Consider the following 24,545-nt stretch of genomic DNA (forward strand, 5'->3'; position numbering starts at 1 on the left):
TGGTGCCATGAAGATTTGCGTCGTCGCGCTCGGAAAGATCGGCCTGCCACTCGCGGTGCAGTTCGCCGACAAGGGGCACTCCGTGGTGGGTGCCGACGTGTCCGAGCGGGTTGTGCAGCTGGTCAACGACGGTGCCGTGCCGTTCCCGGGCGAGGCCGACCTGGACGTCAAGCTCAAGGAGGCGGTGACCGCCGGTCGGCTGGTCGCGACCACCGACACCACCGCCGCGGTCGCCGGGGCCGAGGCCGTGGTGGTGGTCGTGCCGCTCTTCGTCGACGCCGACGGGGTACCGGACTTCGGCTGGATGGACGACGCGACCCGGGCCATCGCGGCCGGGCTCAAGCCGGGCACCCTGGTCAGCTACGAGACCACGCTGCCGGTCGGCACCACCCGCCAGCGGTGGGCCCCGATGCTGGAGCAGGGCTCCGGGCTCACCGTCGGCCGCGACTTCTCCCTGGTCTTCAGCCCGGAGCGGGTACTGACCGGCCGGGTCTTCGCCGACCTGCGTCGCTACCCGAAGCTGGTCGGCGGGGTGGACGAGGTCTCGGCCCGGCACGGCGTCGAGTTCTACCAGGCGGTGCTGGACTTCGACGAGCGCGCCGACCTGCCCCGGCCCAACGGCGTGTGGGACCTCGGCTCGGCCGAGGCGTCGGAGCTGGCGAAGCTCGCCGAGACGACGTACCGGGACGTCAACATCGGGCTGGCGAACCAGTTCGCCCGGTACGCCGACACCGTCGGGGTGGACGTCCTCAAGGTCATCGAGGCGTGCAACACCCAGCCGTACAGCCACATCCACTCCCCGGGGATCGCGGTCGGCGGGCACTGCATCCCGATCTACCCCCGGATGTACCTCTGGAACGACCCGGCGGCCACCGTGGTCCGCGCCGCCCGGGAGGCGAACGCGGCCATGCCGGAGTACGCCGTCGACCTGCTCGGCGCGGCGGTCGGTGACCTGACCGGCGTCGAGGTGCTGGTGCTCGGCGCCGCCTACCGGGGCGGGGTCAAGGAGACCGCGTTCTCGGGCGTCTTCCCGACCGTCGACGCGCTGCGGCGCCGGGGCGCCCGGCCGTACGTCTCGGACCCGATGTACACCGCCGGCGAGCTGACCGCGCTCGGCCTGCCCGCCTACGGCGGTGAGCCGGTGACGGCGGTGGTCGTACAGGCCGACCACGCCGAGTACCGGACGCTCGGCGCGACCGACCTGCCCACCGTACGGGTGCTGGTCGACGGTCGTCGGGTGACCGACCCGGCGCGCTGGCCCGACGTACGCCGCCTGGTCATCGGCGGCTGACCGGCCGCCAACCGGACCCCACCCGCCGGCCCTGGACCGGCGGGTGACCGCCGCGTCCCCACCCGGTACCCGGCTCGACCCCGCTGGTACCCGACGAGCCCTGGCCGACCCAGATCGGCCAGGGCTCGTTCGTACTCCTCGACGGTCACCGGAGCGGCGGAGCGCGGTGGCGGGCCGTCCCGGCCGACGCGCCACCGCCGCCGTTCAACGGGCCTCGGCCTCGGCGGCCAGCGCCGGCGGCTGTTCCGGGTCCCGGGAGACCACCTCACCCCGGGCGTTCACCCAGCCCTTGGGACGGGCCGGGTTCCCCGCCACCAACTGGTACGGCGCCACGTCCCGGGTGACCACCGAGCCGGCGGCGACCATGGCGTACGCGCCGATCTCGACCCCGCAGACGATGGTCGCGTTCGCGCCGATCGACGCGCCCCGCCGGACCACAGTCGGGGTGATCTGCCAGTCCGGGTTCTGCGCCCGGGGCCGCAGGTCGTTGGTGAAGACCGCACAGGGGCCGACGAAGACCTCGTCCTCGATGGTCACCCCCTGGTAGACCGAGACGTTGTTCTGGATCTTCACCAGGTCACCGACCACCGCGTGGGCGTCCACGTAGACGTTGCGGCCGATCACGCAGTCCGCGCCGATCCGGGCCGTGGACCGGACGTGGGCGAGATGCCAGATCTTGGTGCCGGCACCGATCCGGGCACCCTCGTCGACCTCGGCCGAGGGGTGCACAACAACGGTGTCGGGCAGGGAGGAGTTCTCGTTCATCGCTCAATTCACCGGTTCGCAGGAGATGCCCGGGGTGCGAAGAGGTGCCCGGGGCGGTCGAGGCGCGGGCCGGAGAACGGCTGACCGGGCGGCGCCCCGCCGGTCCGCGACAGGGTTCGCGGTCCGCCCGGAGTTTAGCCGGCCAAGATGGCCTTTCCGCTGGTCAGGGTGGCAACGGGAGGGCGGCGGGACGATGTCGGATCGGTGGCCGGAAGATGGCCGGCGCATGGCCGACCGGTCACCCGGGAGGCTGGACGGTGCGGTCCGGCCGGTAGATCCGGTGCTGACCGACCGCGTCGACCGTGGCGGTCACCCCCTCCCGGCGCAGCAGACGGTGCAGCGCGGCCTCCGCCGGCCCGCCGGCGGCGAGGACGAAGGCCGGCCGGTCGGCCGCCCGCACCTGCGCCTCGTACGGCCGGTAGCGGTTCTGACCCGGCCGCAGGTTGTCGCCGACCACCGCGCAGACCACCTCCTCCCGGGCGATGAACACCAGCCGGTTGCAGGTCCAGTACTCGCCGTACACCCGGGGCAGGTCGGCTCGGCGCAGGGTGTCGGCCAGCACCCGGGCCTGCCGTTCCTCGGCCCGGATCGTGCCGATCTCACCGATCAGCTGCCCGGTGCCGCCCAGTACCAGCGCGGTCAGCAGGGTCAGCACGGTCGCGGCGAGGACACCGCTCACCCGGGCCGCGGGCCCCGCCGCGACCCGACCCGCCCAGCGGGCGACCAGCCACAGCGGCCAGAGCACCGCCGGCAGGGAGATCTGCAGGATCGACAGGTACCGGGCGCTGGCCAGCGGAGCGGTCGCGGCGAGCGCGCTGCGGGCGTACGCGGCCAGGGCCAACGCGGCCCCGACCAGGAGGGCGAGTTGGCCGACGTACCGCAGTCGGTCCGTCGCCCACCCGGCTGGCCGGTCACCCGGCCCGGACGGCGTCGCGCCCGGCTGCCGCCCGGCCGGGACGCCGGGCGGCCTGGTGCGCCGGACCAGCCCGACGACCGCGAGGACCAGCGCGGCGACCAGCAGGACCGGATAGAGGCCGCCCCACCACATCTGCCAGGGCTGGCAGCGGTCCGGCGGGCAGAGACCGGTGGCCAGCGGGATTCCGACCAGGATCGCGCCATGCAGCCGCTCCCCGACGGTGGTGACCACCGTCGTGCCGTCACTGACCTGCCGCAGCACCGAAACCGAGTCCTGGCCGGCCGGCGCGGTCAGGTTGTCCACGATCAGCGGGGCGACGCCGAGCAGGAAGCCGCCCGCCACCAGCAGGCCGGCCCAGCCGAGCAGGGCCCGCCAACAACCGACCACCAGCAGTCCGAACGCGGCGATCAGGTACGGCACCACCAGCCAGTCGTCCCAGACGCAGAGCCCGGCGAGGACGCCGAAGAGGCCGAAGGCCCACCATCGGCGCCTGACCCGTCGTTGACCGAGGGCGAGGGCGATCAGCAGCAGTGCGAGCACCGCCGGCTTGATCTCCGGTCGTCCACCGACCGCGGTGATCTGGTCCCGGATCACGCGTTCCGAGCCGAGCGCGAGCAGGCCGACGGTGAACGTGGCCAGCCAGGGGGAGTAGAGCCGGCGGGTGAGCCGGTGCACCAGGTAGACGAAGAGCGCGTAGAGCACGATCAGCGGCAGCCGCAGCAGTGTCCAGCTCGGAGCGAAGAGGACGAACAGCGGCGCGGCCAGATAGCTCTCCACCGTGCCCATGTAGTGCTGGCCGTAGAGGAACACCGGAAACGCCCGGCCCTCGGCGATGTGCATCGCGACCAGGCCGAACGTCGCCTCGTCGCTGTTCGAGCCCGGTACGGTCAGCAGGATCAGCGCCAGCCGGTAGCCGACCCCCAGCGTCCCGAGGGCGAGCGCCACCAGGCCCGGCAGGTCGAGTGATCGAACCAGCCGACCTCCGTGCGGCATCGCCACCGACACGACCAACGCCCCCGTCGTCGTCCCGTCTCGGAGTCTTTCACAGCCGGAACGCCCCGAGGCCCGGATCGACGCAGGTGGGGGAGGTGCGGGCCGGTCTATTTGATCTTTTCTGAACCAGTAGTGGATCTGTCATGGCCGGGCTGGCGGGTCTGTGGCAGGGTGTCATGGTGTCGCTGATACCCGCCGGTCGAGCCCCCGCGCCCCGGTTGCACCGGGCGGCCCGCATCGAGGACGCGGTGCACCAGTTCATCGAACGCCGACTGGGACAGGGCGGCTGGGACGTCACGATCGTCCCGTACGCCGGTTACGGCGGCCCGGGATGGGTCCGGGTACTGGGTCGGGTGCTGCTGACCCGGCTGCGCGGCCGGCCCCGCCGCCGCCCCGAGAAGGTGCGGGGCTGGCGGAGCTTCGCGACCCTGCCGGTGCAGCACGCGCCCGTGGTGATCGAGGCGGGTGGCCGCCGCCACGAGGCCCGGGCGGACCGGAGCGGGTTCATCGACCTCGTCGTCGAGACCGAACTGGCCCCGGGCTGGCAGAGCGTACGGCTGAGCAGCCCCGGCGCCGAACCGGTCGACGCGCCGGTCCGGATCGTCGACCCGGAGTTGCGGTTCGGCATCCTCTCCGACATCGACGACACGGTCATGGTGACCGCCCTGCCCCGCCCGCTGCTCGCCGCCTGGAACACGTTCGTGCTCGACGAGCACGCCCGGATGGCGGTGCCCGGGATGGCGGTGCTCTTCGAACGACTGGTGAACGCGCATCCCGGTGCGCCGGTGCTCTATCTCTCCACCGGTGCCTGGAACGTCGCGCCGACCCTGACCCGGTTCCTGTCCCGGCATCTCTACCCGGCCGGCCCGCTGCTGCTGACGAACTGGGGGCCGACCGCCGACCGCTGGTTCCGCAGCGGGCGGGAGCACAAGCGGGCCACCCTGGCCCGGCTCGCCGAGGAGTTCCCCGCGATCCGGTGGCTGCTGATCGGTGACGACGGCCAGCACGACCAGGAGATCTACGCCGACTTCGCGGCCAAGTACCCGGACAGCGTCGCCGGCGTGCTGATCCGCCGGCTCTCCCCGACCCAGGCCGTACTGGCGGGTGGCTTTCCGGCTCCGGCGGACAGTGTCGACGGCAGCAGCCCGGCGGCCGGCCTGCTCGGCGAGCGGTGGTTCTGCGCTCCGGACGGGGCGGGGCTCTGGCGACTGCTCCGGGAGGCGGACCTGGTCTGACCCGGACCGTCCGCTCAGGTCCCGGCGGACGGGTCGCCGCCCTCGGCGGGCCGGGTCGTCCGGCGACGCTCCCGGCGACCCCGGGCGATCTCGGTGCCGAGCGCGTCGAGCCGCTGGGTCCAGAAGGCCCGGTACCGGTCCAGCCACTGGTCGATCTCCCGGAGCGGGGCGGGATCCACCGCGTAGAGCCGGCGGGTCCCCTCGGCCCGTACCGTGGCGAAGCCGTTCTCCCGCAGCACCCGCAGGTGCTGCGAGACCCCCGGCTGGGAGATCCCGAACTCGTCCTGGATCACGGCGCTGACCTCGCCGGCCGGACGCTCGCCGTCGGCCAGCAACTCCAGGATCCGTCGGCGGACCGGGTCACCGAGGACGTCGAACGCGTGCACGTCGCCATTCTCTCAGCGCACGCTTATACAAGGGAAGCCGGCGGCGGCCCGCGCGGTCGCATGGAACCGTCCGCCGCCCGCTCGGCCGTCCCGTGCCGGCCCCGCCGGCCGGCTCCACCCCGCCCGGTGGGGGTCGGCGGGGCCACCCCTGGTAGACAGGTCCGGTGCGCCTCCGTCTGATCCAGATCGACGCCTTCGCCGACCGGCTGTTCCAGGGCAACCCGGCGGCGGTGATGCCCCTGCCGGCGTGGCTGCCGGACCCGGTGCTGCAGGCGATCGCGGCCGAGAACAACCTGTCCGAGACCGCCTTCCACGTCGCCGAGCTGCCGCCGGAGGCCGGTTCGGCGCCGGACGGCGAGCCCGGCTACCACCTGCGCTGGTTCACCCCGGCGACCGAGGTCGACCTCTGCGGCCACGCCACCCTGGCCACCGCCGCGCAGCTCTTCGACGACGTACACACCGACGCCCGTCGTTTGCACTTCTGGAGCCGCAGCGGCTGGTTGCCGGTCACCCGCCGCGACGACGGGCAGCTTGAGCTGGACTTCCCGGCGGGCCTGCTCCGCCCGGTGCCGGCGGACGACCGGATCGCCACCGCCGCCGTCGCCGCGCTCGGTGTCGATCCCGAGGCGCGGCTGGTCGACACCGACCTGGTCCTCGTGCTGCGGGACGCGGCCGAGGTCCGGGCGGCGATTCCGGACTTCACCGGACTGCGGGGCCTTCCGGTACGCGGGATCGTGGTCACCGCGCCCGGCGACACGGACGGGGTGGACTTCGTGTCCCGCTGGTTCGGCGCCGCCGCCGGCCTCTTCGAGGACCCGGTGACCGGTTCCGCGCACAGCCAGCTCGCACCGTACTGGGCGGACCGGTTGGGGCGTACCCGGTTGACCGCCCGGCAGCTGTCCACGCGGGGCGGCACGGTCGGCTGCGAGGTCACCGGTGACCGGGTACGTCTGTCCGGCGCCCACCACCGGTACCTCGACGGTGTCGTCACGCTGCCGGACCCGGTCGACTGACCGACCGTCCTGTCGCGTCGTCCGGCGTGGCTGACCTCGATCTTCTTCCGGCAGGAAGCCATCTCGCCGGCCCGTGGAAATGTCGGTGCCGCTCGGTACGGTCGGTGCGACCGAACGTCGAGAGGGGCACTCCATGAGCAGCGGCGAGACCACCATCACCGACGGGACGACGGTGGCCGGGCAGCGCACCGTGGCCGACCGGAGCGCGGTCACCGGCGAGCGTGCCGACCTGCTGGAATCGCTCGCCCGACACCGCTTCTTCCTCCGGCACACGGTGCAGGGACTGACCGACGAGCAGGCGGCGCGGCGGACCACCGTCAGCGCGCTCTGTCTCGGCGGGCTGATCAAGCACGTGGCCGGCACCGAGCGCGAGTGGGCGGACTTCATCGTCGACGGCCCGTCGGTGATGCCGGCCTGGAACGATCCGGCCACCTACGAGGAGCACGCGAACGACTTCACGATGCTGCCGGGGGAGACCCTCGCGGGCTACCTCGCGCACTACGAGGAGGTCGCCCGGCACACCGACGAACTGGTCCGGACCCTGCCGGACCTGGACGCCGCCCACCCGCTGCCGGAGGCGCCGTGGTTCGAGCCGGGCGCCACCTGGTCGGCCCGGCGGGTGCTGCTGCACATCATCGCCGAGACCGCGCAGCACGCCGGGCACGCCGACATCCTCCGGGAGGCCCTGGACGGCCAGAAGACGATGGGTTAGCCCGCGCGGTCGGTCCGACAGGTCGGGCGCCCGGGGTGGCCACACCCGACCTGTCACCGAACCGCCCGGTCAATGGCCCCGGAACGCCTCCTCCAACCACCAGGAACCGCGTTCGCTGGTCACCTTGACGTCCACCACCAGCGGCTGGGTCCGGGGACCGGCGAGCCATCGCCGCACCGGGGCGAGGTCCTCGACACGCCGGACGGTCACCCCGGCGCAGCCGTAGCCCCGGCCGATGGCGGCGAGGTCGGTGTCGGGAAACCGCACCAGGTCCAGCGGGTGGCCGTCCGGTCCGAAGTGGTGCACCTCGGCGCCGTACGCCGCGTCGTTGTAGACGACGACCAGCAGCGGCAGGGCCAGCCGGACGGCGGTGACCAGTTCGGCCGCCGACATCAGGAAGCCGCCGTCGCCGAGTGTCGCGACGGTGAGTCGGTCCGGCCGGGCCACCGCCGCGCCGAGCGCGCTGGCTAGCCCGAGCCCGATCGACTGGAACGCCTGGGTGAAACAGAACCCGGTCACGTCCGGCACCGACAGGAACATCGACGGATAGCCCATGAAGTTGCCGGAGTCGACCGCCACGGTCCGCTCCGCCGGCAACAGGTCGTCCAGGCTGATGGTCAACGTCCTCGGGTCGATCCGCCCGTCCCCGCTGTTGTCCTGGTAGGGCACGTCCCGCCAGCGGCCCTGCTCGGCGATCCGGCGCCGTAGCTCCGGCGTGCGCTGGGTACGGGCCGGCCGCCCGATGCCCGGCTCCTTCTCCAGCCAGCGCAGCGCGTACCGGGCGACCCGGCCGACGTCACCGCTGACGTACGCGTCGACCCGGGGATGGTCGGGCGCGACGGGCCAGCGGTCGACCTGGACCACGGTGGCCGACGGGGAGATCAGCCGGCCGTGCCGGGTCGTCCACATGTTCAGACTGCTGCCCCAGGCGACGACCAGATCCGCCTCGGCGATCAGTTCCGCGGCGAGCGGGGTGGCGAAGCCGCCGGAGACGTCCAGATACCACGGGTCGCCGACGAACAGGCCCTTCGCCGCCGCCGAGACCGCCAGCAGCGCGTCGCACTCGTCGGCCAGCCGGACCAACTCGTCCCGCGCCGCCCGGGCGCCCCGGCCGGCGACGAAAACCGGCCGTTGCGCCTTCGTCAACGCGGTGGCCAGCGGCTCGGCGTCCGGGACCCAGTCGGACCCGACGTCGTGCGGTCGGCACTCGACCGTCCCGTGCCAGGCCGGCACCTCGACCGCCTGCACGTCCAGCGGCAGCCGCAGCAGCACCGTCGCCCCGTCGGCCGCCGTCTGGTACGCCGCCCTGACGTCCACCTCCAGATGCTCGGGACGGATCCCCCGCACCTGGGCACCGACCGCGTCACCGATCGCCGGCAGGTCGAGGTGGAAGTTGGACCGGGACGAGGTCGCCTCCGGCGCCAGGACCAGCAGCGGCGTACGACTCTTCGCCGCCTCGGTGATCCCGGTGAGCGCGTTGGTGACCCCCGGCCCCTGATGCAGCGAGAGCACCCCGACCGCACCCGAGGTACGGGCGTACCCGTCCGCCATGCTCGCCGCGCCGCCCTCGTGCGCGGCCGCGACGAACTGGGCGCCACCCGCCACCAGTGCGTTGGTCAGGTGGAAGTTGCCGCTGCCGACGACCCCGAAGACGTGCCGGACCCCGTGCGCGGCCAGTATCCGGCCGATCACCTCGGCGACCCGCACGCCGTCGGGTCCGCCCGTCCGCCCGGTCGACGCCACCGCTACCGCTCGACCAGGGCGAGTACCCGGGACGGGCTGCCGGAGCCCCCCACGATCGACAGTGGCCCGGCGACCAGCACGGCGCCGGTCACCGGCAGTCTGTCGAGATTCCGCAGCTGGGTGAGGCCGTACTTGTCGTGGCCGAGCAGGAACGAGTGGCAGGGGAACGGCGGGTCGAAGGAGTGCGCCGCGCCGGCGTCGGTGCCGACCGTCTCCACTCCGACACCGAGGATCGCCGTCTCCTCGGCCAGCCACCTCGCACACTCCGCCGAGATTCCCGGGGTACGGCCGCCGTTGGCGTACCGCTGGGCGTCGTCGCCGTACGCGTCCCAGCCGGTCCGGTAGAGCAGCCAGCCGCCGGCCGGCAGCCGACCGTGCTCCGCCTCCCAGGCCTTCACGTGCGCGATCTCCAGCAGGAAGTCGGGGTCGGCGGTCGCCTCGGCGGTGTGGTCGAGCACCACCGCGGGGGCGACGAGTCGACGAGGCGGAACCTGTGACACGTCGTCGCCGTGCTGCCCGGTCACCCAGTGCACGGGGGCGTCGAAGTGGGTGCCGGTGTGCTCGCCGGTGGAGATGTTGTTCCAGTACCAGGCCGGCCCACGCTGGTCGTAGCGGCTGATCTCCTGAAGGGAGAACGGTAGGGTCTGGCCGAACGGCTCCGGCAGGGTCAGGATCGGCGTCTGCGCCGAGAGCGGGGCGGTGAGGTCGACGACCTCGACCCGGCCGGTGGCGAGCGCGGTGACGAGATCTTGCAGCACGGTCATGGCGAGCAAGGTACCGGGACCGTACGCCCGCCGGAACCACGCGATCGGCCGGTGTCGACGTGTGCGGTCGGCCAGCCCCGTTTCACCGGTCCCGTACCGCCGGCTTGACCTCAACCCTGGTGGAGGGTCGATGCTTCGATGATGCCGACCAGTGCCCACCGGTTCTCTGCCCCACTCGTCGTGCTGTTGTCCGGCTCCACGCTCACCGTGCTGGCCGGGGCGGTGCTCGCACCGGTGCTCGAGCTGCTCCGGGCGGACCTGGACATCAGCCCCGGGGCCGCCGGACTCCTCCTCACCGTCCACGGCCTCACCCTGGCCCTGGTCGGTCCGCTGGTCGGCTGGTCGATGGACCGCTGGGGCGTACGCGGCCCACTCGCCGCCGGCCTCGTCCTGTACGGCGTCGCCGGTGGTGCCGGGCTGCTCGGCGGCCCCTACCCGGTCCTGCTCGCCGGCCGGCTGGTCTTCGGGGTCGGCGCCGCGGCCGTCTTCACCGGCACCACGCTCGGCCTGCTCGACCGCTACCAGGGCGCGACCCGGGACCGGGTGATGGGCTGGCGTTCCGCCGCGATGAGCCTCGGCGGTGTGCTCTGGCCGCTGGCCGGCGGCGCTCTCGGTGAAATCTCCTGGCGCGCCCCGTTCGCCGTCTACCTGCTCGGCGTCCCGCTCGGCCTCGCCACGCTCCGGGTCCTGCCCCGACGGCCGGCGGACGCCGGCCGCGCGGACCGACCACCGGCCGGTCCGGCCACCGTCCCGCCCCGGCTGCTCGCGGTCTACGGCCTGCAGGCCGTGGCCACCATGCTGCTCTACGGCGTTCTGGTGTTCCTGCCGCCCCGGCTGGCCGAACTGGGCGTCAACGGGAGCCTCCGGGTCGCCGGGTTCACCGCCACCCTCTCCCTCGCGATGACCCTGACCGGGCTCGGCTACGCCCGGGCCCGCGCCCGGGTCGGCGACAACCGGTTGCTGCTCCTCGCCTTCGCGAGCTGGACGATCGCGCTCGCCGTCGTGGGCGGCGGCGACCTGCCGGTCCTGCTGCTGGCCGCCTCCGCGCTCTTCGGCGTCGGAATGGGGCTGGCCGTGCCGGCCCTGACCGTGCTGGTCGCCGAGTACGCCCCCGACGGGCGGCGCGGGCGGGCCACCGCACTGCTGGCCACCGCGACCTTCGCCAGCCAGGCCGCCACCCCGGTACTGCTCGGCCCGGTCCAGACCGGTACCTCGCTCAGCGGAGTCTTCTTCGCCACCTCGGCGGTCTCCGCCGTCGTGCTGGTGCTGCTCCTCGGCCGACTCCGCCGACCACCGACCCGGCACAGCACCGATGACCAGCAGCCCGCGGCGGGCTGAGCCTCCGCCGGACCCGGCCCGCCACCACCGCCCGGTCACGCCCGCCACCGCCTCCCGGTCATGCCCGGCCCGCCTTCCGGTCACGCCCGGCCCGCCTCCCGCCTGAGCACCGCCAGATACTCGTGCTGCTCGCGGAGCAGTTCCGGCAGCCCCGGGCTCGCTGTCGGCGCCGAGGTGCGGTCACCGACGGTGATCCGGTCCAGGACCAGACCGGTACCGGTTAGCAGCAGCGACAGGTCCGCCGGGGTGTAGCAGCGGAGCCGTTGACTGATCCGTTGTGTCGGATCCGTCGCCGACCACCAGGTGTCGACCGCCGTACAGGTGACCGGGTCGAAACTGGTCCGTTCGTACAGCTCGTGGTGGTAACCGAGCTCCGGCCTCGGCAACCGGTGTTCCTCGTCGCCGTCCCAGCCTGCCCAGACGAAGGGGTTGGCGACGTCGACCAGGGCCACCCCGTCCGGTGTCAGCCACTCGTCGCCGATCCGGGCGAGCAGCCGCCGCTGGTCGGCGTCCGAGCCGACACCGAACCCGTTCCAGTAGCAGACCACGTCGAAGCGACCCGGCAGCCGTACGGCGTAGAAGTCCTCCTTGAGCACGACGAGTGACCCGGGCGCGGTGTCCCGGGCGAACCGCGCCGCGAAGTCGGCCCGGTCGCTGACCTCGACGGCGGTGACCGTGTGCCCGGCCTGCGCCGTGGCGGCGGCGGTGGCGCCGTAACCCGAGCCCAGCTCCAGCACCCGTCCGGGGCGGGCGTTGCCGCGATGGGCGTGGATCAGTGCGACACGGCGGCGGTCACGGTCGGTGATCCGTGCTTCGGCGGCGCCCCACCAGCCGCCGGTCGTGGAGTAGAAATCCCGAACCCAGTCCATGTCACCGACCCAGCCAGAACGACGGGCGGCGGACAAGCCGATTACCAGGTTCAGTCCGGGCGGAGCCAGAGCACGCCGAGCGGCGGCACCCGCAGCGCCACCGAGGCGGGCAGGCCGTGCCAGGGCAGGTCCTCGGCGTACACCGCACCGAGGTTGCCGACCCCGGAGCCGCCGTAACAGTCCGCGTCGGTGTTGAGCACCTCGGCCCACCGGCCGGCCAGTGGCAGTCCGATCCGGTAGTCCTCGTGCGGCGTCGCCGCGAAGTTCGCCACGCAGACCAGCGGCGAGCCGTCGGCGGCGATCCGGACGAAGGCGACCGTGTTGTTCGCCGAGTCGTCCGAGACGATCCACCGGAACCCGGCCGGTACGGTGTCCTGGGACCAGAGCGCCGGTGTGTCGCGGTAGCCGCGGTTGAGATCCCGCAGCAGCCGGTGGAGCCCGGCCCGACCGGGATCGTCGAGCAGTCGCCAGTCCAGACCCCGGCTCTCGCTCCACTCCCGGTCGTCGCCGAGTTCGGCGCCCATGAAGAGCAGCTGCTTGCCGGGATGCGCCCACATGTACGCCAGCAGTGACCGGACCCCGGCCAGTTTTCGCCACTGGTCCCCGGGCATCTTGCCGAGCAGCGAACCCTTGCCGTGCACCACCTCGTCGTGGCTGATCGGCAGCACGTAGTTCTCGCTCCAGGCGTACACCAGGGAGAAGGTCAGCTCGTTGTGGTGGTGCTGGCGGTAGATCGGGTCCTTGCCGACGTAGGTCAGCGTGTCGTGCATCCAGCCCATGTTCCACTTGAAACCGAAGCCGAGCCCGCCGGCGTCGGTCGGTCGGGTCACCCCCGGCCACGCGGTCGACTCCTCGGCCACCATCACCACCCCCGGATGGTGCCGGTAGACGGTCGCGTTCACCTCCTGGAGCAGCGCGATCGCCTCCAGGTTCTCCCGGCCGCCGTGCTGGTTCGGCGCCCACTCGCCGTCTTTGCGGGAGTAGTCGAGGTAGAGCATCGAGGCGACCGCGTCCACCCGCAGACCGTCCACGTGGAACTCGTCGCACCAGTAGAGCGCGTTGGCGACCAGGAAGTTGCGCACCTCGGGCCGGCCGTAGTCGAAGACGTACGTGCCCCAGTCCGGGTGCTCGCCCCGGCGCGGGTCGGGATGCTCGTAGAGCGGAGTGCCGTCGAACCGGGCGAGCGCCCAGTCGTCGCGGGGGAAGTGCGCGGGCACCCAGTCGAGGATGACCCCGATCCCGGCCTGGTGCAGCCGGTCCACCAGGTAACGGAAGTCGTCCGGGTCGCCGAACCGCGCCGTCGGGGCGTAGTAGCCGGTCACCTGGTAACCCCAGGAGCCGCCGAACGGGTGCTCCATCACCGGCAGGAACTCGACGTGGGTGAAGCCCAGGTCGACGACGTACCCGGTGAGCTGCTCGGCCAGGTCGCGATACGACAGTCCGGGTCGCCAGGAGCCGAGGTGCACCTCGTAGACGCTCATCGGCTCCTGGTGGGGCGCCCGCCCGGAGCGCCGGGCCAGCCAGTCGCCGTCGGACCACTCGTACCGGGACGCGTGCACGACCGAGGCGGTGGACGGTGGTACCTCGGCCCGCCGGGCCAGCGGATCCGCCTTGTCCCGCCAGGTCCCGTCGGCGGAGAGGATCCGGTACTTGTACCGCTGCTCCGGCGCCGCCTCCGGCACGAAGATCTCCCAGACCCCGGTACGCCCCAGCGAGCGCATCGGCCAGCCCTCGTGCGCGCCCCAGCCGGTGAAGTCGCCGATCACCCGGACGCCCCGGGCGTTCGGTGCCCAGACGCTGAACGCCACCCCGCCGCCCTCGCGGGGCCGCGCGCCGAGCACCTCCCAGAGCCGCTCGTGCCGGCCCTCACCGATCAGGTGCAGGTCCAGTTCGCCGAGCGTGGGCGGAAACCGGTACGGGTCGTCGTACGGCCCACCGCCGTCCACCTCCAGCCGGTAGTCGAGCACGGTCCCGGGCACGGTTGCCTCGAAGATCCCCTCCTCGTGCACCCGGCGCGTCGGGTGGCTCCCGGTGCCCACGACCACTCGCACGTCGCCCGCCCCGCGCCGCAGGGTACGGATGACCGTCCGCTCGCCGTCCGGATGCGCGCCGAGTACGGCGTGCGGGTCGTGTGTCGTACCGGCGATCAGCTCGTCCATCCCACACCTTCCGATCCGGGGGTCGGGTCAGCATCCCAGACCCCGGCCGGGGACGGCGGCGGGGCGCCGTGCCGGTGCACCGTGAAGACGTGGGCGGGTTGCAGGTAGGGGTCGAGCCGCACCGCGTTGCGCTGCCCCCAGTCGTAGTTCGCGCCGGTCAGCTCGTCGTGCACGGTGAACCGCTCGTGCCAGTCGAAGCCGAGCGCCGGCATGTCCAGTACGGTGTTGCCCCACTGCACCTGGCCGGGGTCGACGGAGCAGACCACCAGCACGGTGTTGCCGGTCCGCTCGTCCCGCTTCGACCAGCAGAGCAGCGCAGGGTTGTCGATCTCGTGGAACCGCAGGTTACGCAGCCAGTGCAGGGCCGGGTTGGCCCGTCGGACCTCGTTCAGCCGGGTGATGAACGGGGCCAGTGACCGGCCCTCCGCCTCGGCGGCCGCCCAGTCCCGGGGCTTCAGCTCGAACTTCTCGTTGTCGACGTACTCCTCGGCGCCCGGCCGGGCCACGTGTTCGAAGAGCTCGAAGCCGGCGTACATGCCCCAGCTCGGGGAGAGCAGAGCGGCCAGCACCGCCCGGATCTTGAACATCGCCGGCCCGCCGTGTTGCAGGTGCTCGGGCAGGATGTCCGGGGTGTTGGGCCAGAAGTTCGGCCGCATGTGGTCGATGCCCGCGAGCAGCTCGGCACAGTAGTCCCGCAGTTCGGCGGGACTGGTCCGCCAGGCGAAGTAGGTGTACGACTGGGTGAACCCGATCTTGCCCAGCCCGTGCATCACCGCCGGCCGGGTGAACGCCTCGGCCAGGAACAGCACGTCCGGGTCGTGCCGCTTGACCTGCCAGATCAGCCAGTGCCAGAAGTCGAACGGCTTGGTGTGCGGGTTGTCCACCCGGAAGATCCGGATCCCCTGGTCGACCCAGTGCAGCACCACCCGGAGGATCTCGGCCCGGATCCCGTCCGGATCGTTGTCGAAGTTGAGCGGGTAGATGTCCTGGTACTTCTTCGGCGGGTTCTCCGCGTACGCGATCGAACCGTCGGCCCGGGTGGTGAACCACTCCGGGTGCTCCGTCACCCAGGGGTGGTCCGGGGCGCACTGCAGCGCCAGGTCCATCGCCACCTCCAGCCCGTGCTCCCGGGCGGCGACCACGAACTTCCGGAACTCCGCCAGGGTCCCCAGCTCGGAGTGGATGACGTCGTGCCCGCCCTCGACGGCGCCGATCGCCCACGGCGAGCCGACGTCGTCCGGCCCGGCGGTCAGGGTGTTGTTGCGGCCCTTGCGGTTGACCCGTCCGATCGGATGGATCGGCGGCAGGTAGAGCACGTCGAAACCCATCGCGGCGACGCCGGGCAGCCGTGCCGTCGCGCTGGCGAAGGTGCCGTGCTTCACCGGCCGGCCGTCGGTGTCCAGCACCGCCCCCTCCGAGCGGGGGAAGAACTCGTACCAGGCGGAGAAGAGGGCCCGCTGGCGGTCCACCCAGAGCGTCCGTTCCGGCCCGTCGGTGAGCAGCGCGCGAACCGGGTACGCCCAGAGCAGCTCGGCCAGGTCGAGGGCCGGGGAGACCCGCTCGGCCAGCTCCAGCTCCTCGTCCCGAAGCGCGGTCACGGCGACCCGTACCCGCCGCTGTGCCTCCGTCGGCATCCCGGTCGCCGCGACCACCAACAGATCGGCGCCCTCGGCCAGCTCGTTGGCCAGCTCCGTCGGCCCCTGTCCGGCGTCGACCTTCTTGACCACCGCGTCCCGCCAGGTCAGGTACGGGTCCTCGAACGCCTGGACGGTGAACCGCCACTCGCCGACCTCGTCCGGCCGGATCGCCGCGTACCAGCGGTCGTCCGGCGCGGGTGACATCCGTACCACCGGCCGGGGTTCGCCGTCCGGCCCCCACCAGGCCACCTGGCACCCCATCGCCGCGTGTCCCTCCCGGTACGCCGTGGCGCCCACCGGGACCAGTTCACCGACGACCGCCTTCGCCGGGTAGCGCCCACAGGCCACACTCGGCGTCACGTCCTCGATCGGAATCCGTCCGGTCATCCTCCCCAACCTAGTGGCAAAGATCGACCTCCGCCCGGCAAGGAAGGGCCCCCTGTTATCGTTTCCGGTTGTAGAAGGGCCCCTTCCTAACCGGGCAGCACCTCGCGGTAGACCCCCAGCGTCCGTTCGGCGATCGAGTCCCAGGAGAAGTGCTCGACCGCCCGACGCCGGCCCGCCCGGCCCAACTCGACCGCGCGGGTCGGGTCGGCCAGCAGCCCGGTGATCGCCGTGGCGAGGTCGGCGACGAAACGCTCCGGATCCAGCGGCGTGCCGGTGCCGTCGTTGGCCTGCGCGATCGGTACCAGCAGGCCGGTCGAACCGTCCGCGACGACTTCGGGGATGCCACCGGTCGCGGTCGCCACCACGGCGGTCTCGCAGGCCATCGCCTCCAGGTTGACGATGCCCATCGGCTCGTAGATCGAGGGGCAGACAAAAACCGTACTGTGGGTGAGGATCTGGATCACCTCGGCCTTGGGCAGCATCTCGGCGACCCAGACCACCCCCTCCCGGCTCGCCCGCAGCTCCGCGACCAGTGACTCGACCTCGGCGGCGATCTCCGCGGTGTCCGGTGCGCCGGCCAGCAGCACCAGCTGCGCCTCCGCCGGCAGTCGGCGCGCCGCCCGGAGCAGGTACGGCAGTCCCTTCTGCCGGGTGATCCGACCGACGTACGTCACGCTCGGGCGGCCCGGGTCGATACCGAGCCGGGCCAGCACGTCGGTGCCGGGATCCGGCGCGTACTGGTGGGTGTCGATGCCGTTGTGGACCACCCGGACCCGTTCGGGAGAGACCGACGGATAGGCGGCGAGCAGGTCCCGCATCATCCCGGCGGAGACCGCGATGACCGCGTCGGCCGCCTCCAGGGCGGTCCGTTCACACCAGGAGGAGAGGGTGTAGCCGCCGCCGAGCTGCTCGGCCTTCCACGGCCGCAGCGGCTCCAGGCTGTGCACCGTCACCACGTGCGGCACGCCGTGCAGTAGCTTCGCGACGTGGCCGGCGAGGTTCGCGTACCAGGTGTGGCTGTGCACCACGTCGGTGCCGGCACAGCCGGCCGCCATCGCCAGGTCGACACCCATGGTCCGCAGCGCGGCGTTCGCGCCGGCCAGCTCCGGCGGTTCGGGGTACGCGGTCACGCCCGGCTCGTCGTACGGCGGCTGGCGTGGCGCGCCGAAGCAGTGCACCCGCGTGTCGACCCTGGAACGCAGCTCCCGGGCCAGGTATTCGACGTGCACCCCCGCCCCGCCGTACACGTCCGGGGGGTATTCCCGGGTCAGCAGGTCCACCCGGAGGCGCCGGTCGTCCGCCACGGAATCGCTCACAGCCGGCACCCTAGTGCAGGCGTGGCCGATCCGCCCGGGGCGAGCCGACGCCTGCCAGCGTTCCCGGCGACCGTTCCGTCCCCCTGCCGCGACCCGTTGTGCGGGCGGCGGGTCAGGCGTTGACGACCAGGCTGACGCCGATGGTGACCATCGTGACGGCGATCAGGGCGTCGAGCAGGCGCCAGGCCAGCGGGCGGGCGAAGACCCGCCCGAGCAGACGTGCGCCGTAGCCGAGGGCGGTGAACCAGACGACGCTGGCCACGGCGGCGCCGGCACCGAACCACCAGCGGCCGCCGCCGTCGGCGTGGGTGTTGGCGAGGGAACCGAGCAGGAGCACGGTGTCGAGGTAGACGTGGGGGTTGAGCCAGGTCATCGCCAGCACGGTGAGCACCGCCGTACGCCGTGAGGTGCTGGCGCCGTCGGCACCGGCGCTCAGCGTCTGTGAACCGAACGCACGTCGGGCGGCGAGCAGGCCGTACCCGATCAGGAAGGCGGCGCCGGCCCACCGTACGACGGTGAGCGCCACCGGGGCACGGTCCACGATCGCGCCGACGCCGGTGATCCCGGCCAGGATGAGGGCGGCGTCCGAGGCGGCGCAGATGGCGACGATCGGCAGGACGTGCTGGGCCCGGATGCCCTGCCGGAGCACGAAGGCGTTCTGGGCGCCGATCGCCACGATCAGGGAGAGGCCGACGCCGAAGCCGGCGAGCAGGACGGGCAGTGTGCCGGCGAGGATCGACAGCGGGGCGGTAGCGGTCACGGGCTGACCCTAGAGAGTCCGCAACCTCGGCTCCAGCTAATGATTCTTACGCAACATTAGGATCCCTTACCATGGACCTTCAGTTCGAGCAGCTCCGCACCTTCGTGGCGGTGATCGACCACGGCTCGTTCGAGGCCGCCGCCCGGCAGTTGCACGTCACCCCCTCGGCGGTCAGCCAACGGATGAAGGCGCTGGAGACCGCGGTCGGCCGGGTGCTGGTCGAACGGGGCCGGCCGGCCGGGGTGACGCCCTCCGGTGAGGTCGTCCTGCGCCTGGCCCGGCAGCTCGCCCTGCTCGAGACCGACGTCCTCGACCAGTTGGGTGACCCGGCCGCCGACGAGCCGGCCGAGTTCACCAGGATCCCGGTGGTGGTCAACGGCGACTCGCTGAACACCTGGGTACTGCCGGCGTTGGCGGCGGCGGCCCGTCAGCGGATCTGTGTCGACGTCTACCGTGAGGACCAGGACCACTCCGTCGAACTGCTGCGCCGTGGCACGGTCATGGCGGCGGTCACCTCCGACTCCCGGCCCGTGCAGGGCTGCGCGGTACGCCCGCTCGGGCGGATGCGGTACCGGCCGATGGCCAGCCCCGACTACGTGCGGACCTGGTTGCCCGACGGCCCGACGATCGAGAACCTGTCCCGGGCGCCGGTGCTCGTCTTCGACCGCAAGGACGATCTCCAGCACCGGTACCTGCGCCAGCGGACGCGTCGGCCCCTGGATCCGCCCCGCAGTTACCTGCCGTCCACCGGCGACTTCCCCGAGGCGATCCGGCTGGGCCTCGGCTGGGGGATGATGCCGCGCCAGCAGAGTGCCCGCTACGAGGCCGCCGGAACGGTCGTACCCATCGACCCCGACGCCGTGCTGGACGTGCCGCTGTACTGGCAGCAGTGGCGGCTCGACTCCCGACTGCTGACCGTACTGGCCGACGCCGTCGCGGACGCCGCCGCCCGGTCCCTGGACCGGTAACCGGAACCGCCTCGCCTCGTCCGCCTTGCCTTGCCCGTTTTCGCCTTGCCTTGCCTCGCCGTGGCTCGGTCTGGTCCGGCTCGGTCCCGCCGGCTCGGTCCGGTCCGGCCGTCGGCGGGTGAACCGTCGCCGCCGTCCGGTGGGCTGTTTCCGGTCGGTGCCGGGCGAGCGACGGGCGGATGGGGCCCGTCGTGGTGGCGAGAAGAGGACGATACCGATCTTGGCAGGACGAACGGGACGAGCCCTGTGCGGAGCTCTTCCGGCTCCGTTACCGTCGGGGCATGTCTGCCAAGGTCCTCGCGATCGTCCTGGCCGGGGGGGAGGGCAAGCGTCTCCTCCCGCTCACCGCGGACCGGGCCAAGCCGGCGGTGCCGTTCGGCGGCATGTACCGCATGATCGACTTTGTCCTGTCCAACCTGGCCAACGGTGGCTTTCTCAAGATCGTCGTACTGACGCAGTACAAATCGCACTCGCTCGACCGGCACGTCACCAAGACCTGGCGGATGTCGAACCTGCTCGGCAACTACGTGACACCGGTGCCGGCACAGCAGCGACGCGGACCGTGGTGGTTCGCGGGCTCGGCGGACGCGATCTACCAGAGCTTCAACCTGATCAACGACGAGCAGCCGGACTATGTGATCGTTTTCGGTGCCGACCACATCTACCGGATGGATCCGCGGCAGATGGTGGCCGACCACATCGCCTCCGGAGCGGGCGTGACCATCGCCGGTATCCGCCAGCCCCTCTCCACCGCCGACCAGTTCGGCGTGATCGAGGTGGCCGAGGACGGTCGACGGATCCGGGCCTTCCGCGAGAAGCCCTCGGACGCCCAGGGACTGCCGGACGACCCTGATCAGATCTACGCCTCGATGGGCAACTACGTCTTCACCACGAAGGTGCTCTGCGAGGCGGTGGAGCGCGACGCGGCAGACAAGACGAGCAAGCACGACATGGGCGGCAACATCATCCCGATGCTGGTCGAGCGGGGCGAGGCCAACGTCTACGACTTCCGGGACAACGAGGTGCCGGGGAGCACCGACCGGGACCGGGGCTACTGGCGCGACGTCGGGACACTCGACTCGTTCTACGAGGCGCACATGGACCTGATCGCCATCCACCCGGTCTTCAACCTCTACAACTACGACTGGCCGATCTACACCGACCACCCGCCGTGGCCGCCGGCGAAGTTCGTACACGGTCTGGGGGAGCGGGTCGGGCGGGCCGTCGACTCGATGATCTCCCCTGGTGTGGTGATCTCCGGATCACTGGTGGAGAACTCTGTCGTCTCGCCCAATGTCCGGGTGCACTCGTGGGCCAACGTGCAAGGCTCGGTACTGATGGAAGGGGTGGAGATCGGACGGCACGCCGTCGTCCGCAACGCCATCCTCGACAAGAACGTGGTGGTCCCGGAGGGTGCGGAGATCGGCGTGGACCTGGAGCGGGACCGGGAGCGTTTCACGGTTTCCGACCGTGGGATCGTGGTGATCGGCAAGGGGCAGCGAGTCGAGCCCTGACTCGCCGTCACCGGTGTCACCTGTCGGCTCGACGGTCCGGCGACGCGGCTGTAACAGCTCGCGGACCGGCCGGAGCCGTGGGCGACGCGCCCACACCACAGCGGAAGAAGGAGGCCCTTGATGTCGGTCCACGCCCGTGCCGGCCAGCTTGCCCAGCCCGAGGACCTGGTTGACGTGGCGCGGCTCGTCACCGCGTACTACGCCGAACATCCGGACCCGGCCGATCCCGGGCAGCAGGTCGCGTTCGGTACCTCGGGCCACCGGGGGTCGAGCCTGCGGGGCGCGTTCAACGAGGACCACATCCTCGCCATCACCCAGGCGACCTGCGACTACCGGCGCGAAAACCGCATCGACGGCCCGCTGTTCCTGGGCCGGGACACCCACGCGCTCTCCGAGCCCGCCGCGGTGAGCGCGCTCGAGGTGCTCGCCGCCAACGAGGTGACCGTGCTGATCGACAGCCGGGACGGCTACACCCCGACCCCCGCCCTGTCGCACGCTATCCTGACCCACAACAGGGGCCGGAACACCGGCCTCGCCGACGGGGTCGTCATCACCCCGTCGCACAACCCGCCCACCGACGGCGGCTTCAAGTACAACCCCACGCACGGCGGCCCGGCCGACACCGACGTCACCAAGTGGATCCAGGACCGGGCGAACGCCCTGCTGGCCGACGGTCTCCGCGAGGTGCGCCGAATTCCGTACGCCCGGGCGCGGGCCGCCGACACGACCAGCCCGTACGACTTTCTCGCCAGCTACGTCGACGACCTCCCGGCCGCGCTCGACATTGAGGCGATCCGGGCGGCCGGGGTACGGATCGGCGCCGACCCGCTCGGCGGTGCCAGTGTGGCGTACTGGGGCGAGATCGCGGACCGGCACGGCCTCAACCTGAGCGTGGTGAATCCGCTGGTCGACTCGACCTGGCGGTTCATGACCCTGGACTGGGACGGCAAGATCCGGATGGACTGCTCGTCGCCGCACGCGATGGCGTCACTCATCGCACGGCGGGCGGACTACCAGGTCGCCACCGGCAACGACGCGGACGCCGACCGGCACGGCATCGTGACCCCGGACGGTGGTCTGATGAACCCCAACCACTATCTGGCGGTCGCGATCTCCTACCTGTTCCGCAACCGGCCGCAGTGGGACGCCGGGGCGGCGGTCGGCAAGACCCTGGTGTCGTCGTCGATGATCGACCGGGTCGCCGCCGACCTGGGGCGTACCCTGCTCGAGGTGCCGGTCGGCTTCAAGTGGTTCGTGCCCGGGCTGCTGGACGGGTCGGTCGGATTCGGCGGTGAGGAGAGCGCGGGCGCCTCCTTCCTGGCCCGCGACGGCCGGACCTGGACGACCGACAAGGACGGCATCCTGTTGAGCCTGCTGGCTGCCGAGATCATCGCGATCACCGGGCGGTCGCCGAGTGAGCACTACGCGGACCTGGTCACCCGGTTCGGCGAGCCGGCGTACGCCCGGATCGACGCTCCGGCGAACCGCGAGGAGAAGGCGGTACTCGGGCGACTCTCACCGGACCAGGTCACCGCGACCGAACTGGCCGGGGAGCCGATCACGGCGACCCTGACCACCGCGCCGGGCAACGGGGCGTCGATCGGCGGCCTGAAGGTCAGCACCGAGTCGGGCTGGTTCGCCGCGCGTCCGTCCGGCACCGAGGACGTCTACAAGATCTATGCCGAGTCGTTCCGTGGCCCGGAGCATCTGGGCAGGCTGCAGGAGGAGGCGCAGGCGCTGGTCACCGAGGTGCTCAAGGGGGCGTGACGCGCCGACCCCGAGATCAGGGCCAATTGTCGCCGGCGTCCAACCGTTGACGGAGCAGGGTGGGCAGGGGGATCGAGTGTCCGTCCGGCCCACCCTCGCCGATGATCAGCTTGGGTGGCTGCGGTGGTGGTGACACCCCGGTCAACCGGGCCCGCAGACCGGCGGGGACGGTGAGCAGGTAGAAGTCGCCAGCGACGCCAATGGCGTAAATCCGGGAGTGGTCCAGGTACCAACCGGTGAGCGCGGTGCGGTAGCGGGTCCGCCCGTTGTAGGCGAGGGCGGTCAGCCGGGTCGGGCGTAGACCCCGCTCCTGCGCCTCCCGGACGAACGCCGCGACGAGCTGTCGGGCCTCGTCAGTCTCCGCCGCTCTGCGCCGCTGGTCGGCGGCGGCATGGGCGGCCACCGCGCGACGGCGCTGCTCCGCCCAGCCGCCAGCTGCGTCTTCCACCACGTCTGCGACGGTACGTCGTCCCGCCGCCAGCCACACTCCGGGCCCGCCCCTGCCCGTCAGCGTGCTGGTGGCTCGGCTACCTGCCCTGGTAGGGCGGGCCGGGTGGGCCGTACCCGGGTGGGGAGTGGCCGGTTGTCGGTGGATAACTCGGCGGCGCCGGATAACCCGGCGGGGAACCACCGCCGGGCGGCGGATAGCCCATCGCGGGTTGCGGGGTACGTCGCCGACGGGAGCGGCTGATGAGCCAGACGACCAGGCCGACGACGATCAGCACCGCCACCAGGCAGAGCCCGCCGACGACGTACGCGAGTGGACTCAGTTTGACGCCGGTGCCGCCGTCGGACGGGGGTGCGGCAGCCGGTGCGGAGGGCTCCTGGGACGCGGGGGGAGTGGCGCCGGGGCTGGGCTCGGCTGGTGCCGGTTTGACGTCGGCGGTGAGCGCCTTGACGAGGTTGAGCGAGCCGTAGCCGTACTCCGGATCGCGGCCTGGTGCGCCCTTGTCGTCGGCTGTCGCGGTCAGCCGGTGTACGACCTCGGTCGCCGACAGGTCCGGGAACCGCGACCGGACCAGTGCCGCCGCCCCCGCCACGATCGCCGTGGCATCACTGGTACCCGTACCCTCCTGGTACCCGCCGGTGTTGCTTGTCCCAACAATTTCCGCGCCGGGTGCCGTGAGAACCATCTCCTTGCCGGTCACCGTAATGGGGGCGAGTCTGCCGTTTTTGTTGATGGCGCCAACCGCCACAACGCCAGGATATTTTGCGGGATACCCAATAGAATCGTATTCCGTCTTATTTCCTGAGGCTGCTACGATGACGATGTCTGCGGCGAGAGCGTCTTTGATCGCCTCCTGAAGCCGCATTGACGTCCCGCCACCAAGTGACAGGGATATTACTTTCGCTCCGCGTCGAACTGCCTCGTCGACGGCCCTCGGCAGGTTGTCCGGGTCGCCGAGCTTTGATTGGGAGTTGCGGATGGGCAAGATTTTGGCATCCGGTGCTATGCCGAGGGCGCCATTCGAGTTTCCTGGGCCATGTCCGTGAGCGGCGATAAGTCCGGCCATTGCGGTGCCGTGGCCCTGGCTGTCTTCCTGGCCGTTGGTGTCGGCGCCTGTCAAATCCACACCGGACAAGACGTTGCCGGCAAGGTCACGGTGACTTGCGTTTACGCCCGTGTCGATCACCGCCACCACAATTCCGGCTCCCCGGCTGACTTCGTGCGCTTCGGCGATGCCGAGGGCGCGCAGATGCCACTGCTGGTTTCTGGTTCCATCTGCCATTGCTGGTAGGGGTGCTCCCAGCGTTGCCGCGAGCACTCCACTGGCTACTGCCGCGCACCAGCGCATGTGTCTCAAACTCACCGGTCCTGCCCGAGAACCCCGGTGCCGGGGTCGTGCCGGTTCACAGTGCGGTTCGGCTCGATGGACGGTGCGACACCTTCCTCTACCGCCCATGGGTTGTCCGGGTCCCAGTGCTGCGGATCTCGATCATCCGAGCCCTGTTGGCCACGGCGACCACCGGCCATGCCTGGTCCGCCGGCCATGCCACGGCCTCCGGCTGCT

General features: G+C 71.8%; 20 protein-coding genes. 8 read left to right on the top strand and 12 right to left on the bottom strand.

The window, feature by feature from the left end:
• The first annotated feature begins 7 nt into the window (after positions 1-7).
• Positions 8-1,291, top strand: coding sequence for a nucleotide sugar dehydrogenase (locus V1633_RS10995; protein ID WP_331214124.1), 1,284 nt, complete (start codon positions 8-10; stop codon positions 1,289-1,291).
• Positions 1,292-1,495: 204 nt separating this feature from the next.
• Here the strand turns inward: V1633_RS10995 and V1633_RS11000 are convergent, their stop codons facing one another.
• Positions 1,496-2,056, bottom strand: coding sequence for an acyltransferase (locus V1633_RS11000; protein WP_331214125.1), 561 nt, complete (start codon positions 2,054-2,056; stop codon positions 1,496-1,498).
• Between the two features lie 238 nt (positions 2,057-2,294).
• Positions 2,295-3,965: a hypothetical protein gene (locus tag V1633_RS11005; protein ID WP_331214126.1), complete on the bottom strand. Its 1,671-nt coding sequence runs from the start codon at positions 3,963-3,965 to the stop codon at positions 2,295-2,297.
• Positions 3,966-4,108: 143 nt separating this feature from the next.
• Here V1633_RS11005 and V1633_RS11010 point away from each other — a divergent pair, with 143 nt between their 5' ends.
• Positions 4,109-5,200, top strand: coding sequence for an App1 family protein (locus V1633_RS11010; protein WP_331214127.1), 1,092 nt, complete (start codon positions 4,109-4,111; stop codon positions 5,198-5,200).
• A 14-nt stretch (positions 5,201-5,214) separates the two neighbouring features.
• On the opposite strand, the gene V1633_RS11015 is transcribed toward V1633_RS11010, so the two are convergent.
• Complete coding sequence (locus tag V1633_RS11015) at positions 5,215-5,586, bottom strand: ArsR/SmtB family transcription factor (protein WP_331214128.1); 372 nt, start codon at positions 5,584-5,586, stop codon at positions 5,215-5,217.
• Between the two features lie 164 nt (positions 5,587-5,750).
• Between V1633_RS11015 and V1633_RS11020 the strand changes: the two genes are divergently transcribed.
• Both V1633_RS11020 and V1633_RS11025 read left to right on the top strand, forming a co-directional pair.
• Positions 5,751-6,599, top strand: a complete 849-nt coding sequence (locus V1633_RS11020) for a PhzF family phenazine biosynthesis protein (protein ID WP_331214129.1) — start codon at positions 5,751-5,753, stop codon at positions 6,597-6,599.
• A 133-nt stretch (positions 6,600-6,732) separates the two neighbouring features.
• Positions 6,733-7,311 carry a DinB family protein gene (locus tag V1633_RS11025; protein ID WP_331214130.1) on the top strand — a complete coding sequence of 193 codons (579 nt, stop codon included), beginning with the start codon at positions 6,733-6,735 and terminating at the stop codon, positions 7,309-7,311.
• A 69-nt stretch (positions 7,312-7,380) separates the two neighbouring features.
• Here V1633_RS11025 and V1633_RS11030 read toward each other — a convergent pair whose 3' ends face one another.
• Together V1633_RS11030 and V1633_RS11035 are read right to left on the bottom strand one after the other, a co-directional pair.
• Positions 7,381-9,018, bottom strand: coding sequence for a thiamine pyrophosphate-binding protein (locus V1633_RS11030; RefSeq protein WP_331214131.1), 1,638 nt, complete (start codon positions 9,016-9,018; stop codon positions 7,381-7,383).
• 38 nt (positions 9,019-9,056) lie between these two features.
• Positions 9,057-9,818, bottom strand: coding sequence for a cyclase family protein (locus V1633_RS11035; protein WP_331214132.1), 762 nt, complete (start codon positions 9,816-9,818; stop codon positions 9,057-9,059).
• A 141-nt stretch (positions 9,819-9,959) separates the two neighbouring features.
• Here V1633_RS11035 and V1633_RS11040 point away from each other — a divergent pair, with 141 nt between their 5' ends.
• Positions 9,960-11,156, top strand: a complete 1,197-nt coding sequence (locus V1633_RS11040) for an MFS transporter (RefSeq protein ID WP_331214133.1) — start codon at positions 9,960-9,962, stop codon at positions 11,154-11,156.
• Positions 11,157-11,236: 80 nt separating this feature from the next.
• Here the strand turns inward: V1633_RS11040 and V1633_RS11045 are convergent, their stop codons facing one another.
• The 5 genes from V1633_RS11045 to V1633_RS11065 form a co-directional block, all read right to left on the bottom strand.
• Positions 11,237-12,025, bottom strand: coding sequence for a class I SAM-dependent methyltransferase (locus tag V1633_RS11045; protein WP_331214134.1), 789 nt, complete (start codon positions 12,023-12,025; stop codon positions 11,237-11,239).
• A 50-nt stretch (positions 12,026-12,075) separates the two neighbouring features.
• Positions 12,076-14,184 (bottom strand): 1,4-alpha-glucan branching protein GlgB, encoded by a 2,109-nt coding sequence (glgB, locus tag V1633_RS11050; RefSeq protein ID WP_331214135.1) that lies wholly within the window; start codon positions 14,182-14,184, stop codon positions 12,076-12,078.
• Positions 14,172-16,208, bottom strand: coding sequence for an alpha-1,4-glucan--maltose-1-phosphate maltosyltransferase (locus V1633_RS11055; protein WP_331214136.1), 2,037 nt, complete (start codon positions 16,206-16,208; stop codon positions 14,172-14,174). The genes glgB and V1633_RS11055 overlap by 13 nt, the downstream gene beginning before the upstream one ends.
• Positions 16,209-16,294: 86 nt before the next feature.
• Positions 16,295-17,524, bottom strand: a complete 1,230-nt coding sequence (gene glgA / locus V1633_RS11060) for a glycogen synthase (RefSeq protein ID WP_331214137.1) — start codon at positions 17,522-17,524, stop codon at positions 16,295-16,297.
• A gap of 112 nt (positions 17,525-17,636) precedes the next feature.
• The gene (locus tag V1633_RS11065) at positions 17,637-18,284 is read right to left on the bottom strand and encodes a LysE/ArgO family amino acid transporter (protein ID WP_331214138.1); all 648 of its coding nucleotides are present in this window, start codon (positions 18,282-18,284) and stop codon (positions 17,637-17,639) included.
• Positions 18,285-18,355: 71 nt separating this feature from the next.
• Between V1633_RS11065 and V1633_RS11070 the strand changes: the two genes are divergently transcribed.
• The 3 genes from V1633_RS11070 to pgm all read left to right on the top strand — a co-directional run bounded on the left by V1633_RS11070 (position 18,356) and on the right by pgm (position 22,533).
• Complete coding sequence (locus tag V1633_RS11070) at positions 18,356-19,252, top strand: LysR family transcriptional regulator ArgP (protein WP_331214139.1); 897 nt, start codon at positions 18,356-18,358, stop codon at positions 19,250-19,252.
• A gap of 281 nt (positions 19,253-19,533) precedes the next feature.
• Entirely contained in the window at positions 19,534-20,766 is a 1,233-nt protein-coding gene (gene glgC / locus V1633_RS11075) for a glucose-1-phosphate adenylyltransferase (RefSeq protein ID WP_331214140.1), read from the top strand.
• A 120-nt stretch (positions 20,767-20,886) separates the two neighbouring features.
• On the top strand, positions 20,887-22,533 hold the full coding sequence (gene pgm, locus V1633_RS11080) for a phosphoglucomutase (alpha-D-glucose-1,6-bisphosphate-dependent) (RefSeq protein WP_331214141.1): 1,647 nt from the start codon (positions 20,887-20,889) through the stop codon (positions 22,531-22,533).
• Positions 22,534-22,549: 16 nt separating this feature from the next.
• Here pgm and V1633_RS11085 read toward each other — a convergent pair whose 3' ends face one another.
• Together V1633_RS11085 and mycP are read right to left on the bottom strand one after the other, a co-directional pair.
• A complete protein-coding gene (locus V1633_RS11085; protein ID WP_331214142.1) occupies positions 22,550-22,984 on the bottom strand; it encodes a hypothetical protein in 435 nt (144 codons plus the stop codon).
• Between the two features lie 76 nt (positions 22,985-23,060).
• Positions 23,061-24,437 (bottom strand): type VII secretion-associated serine protease mycosin, encoded by a 1,377-nt coding sequence (gene mycP / locus V1633_RS11090; protein ID WP_331214143.1) that lies wholly within the window; start codon positions 24,435-24,437, stop codon positions 23,061-23,063.
• Between the last annotated feature and the right edge of the window lie 108 nt (positions 24,438-24,545).

It is taken from the genome of Plantactinospora sonchi (assembly GCF_036422035.1).
Classification (GTDB): domain Bacteria; phylum Actinomycetota; class Actinomycetes; order Mycobacteriales; family Micromonosporaceae; genus Plantactinospora; species Plantactinospora sonchi.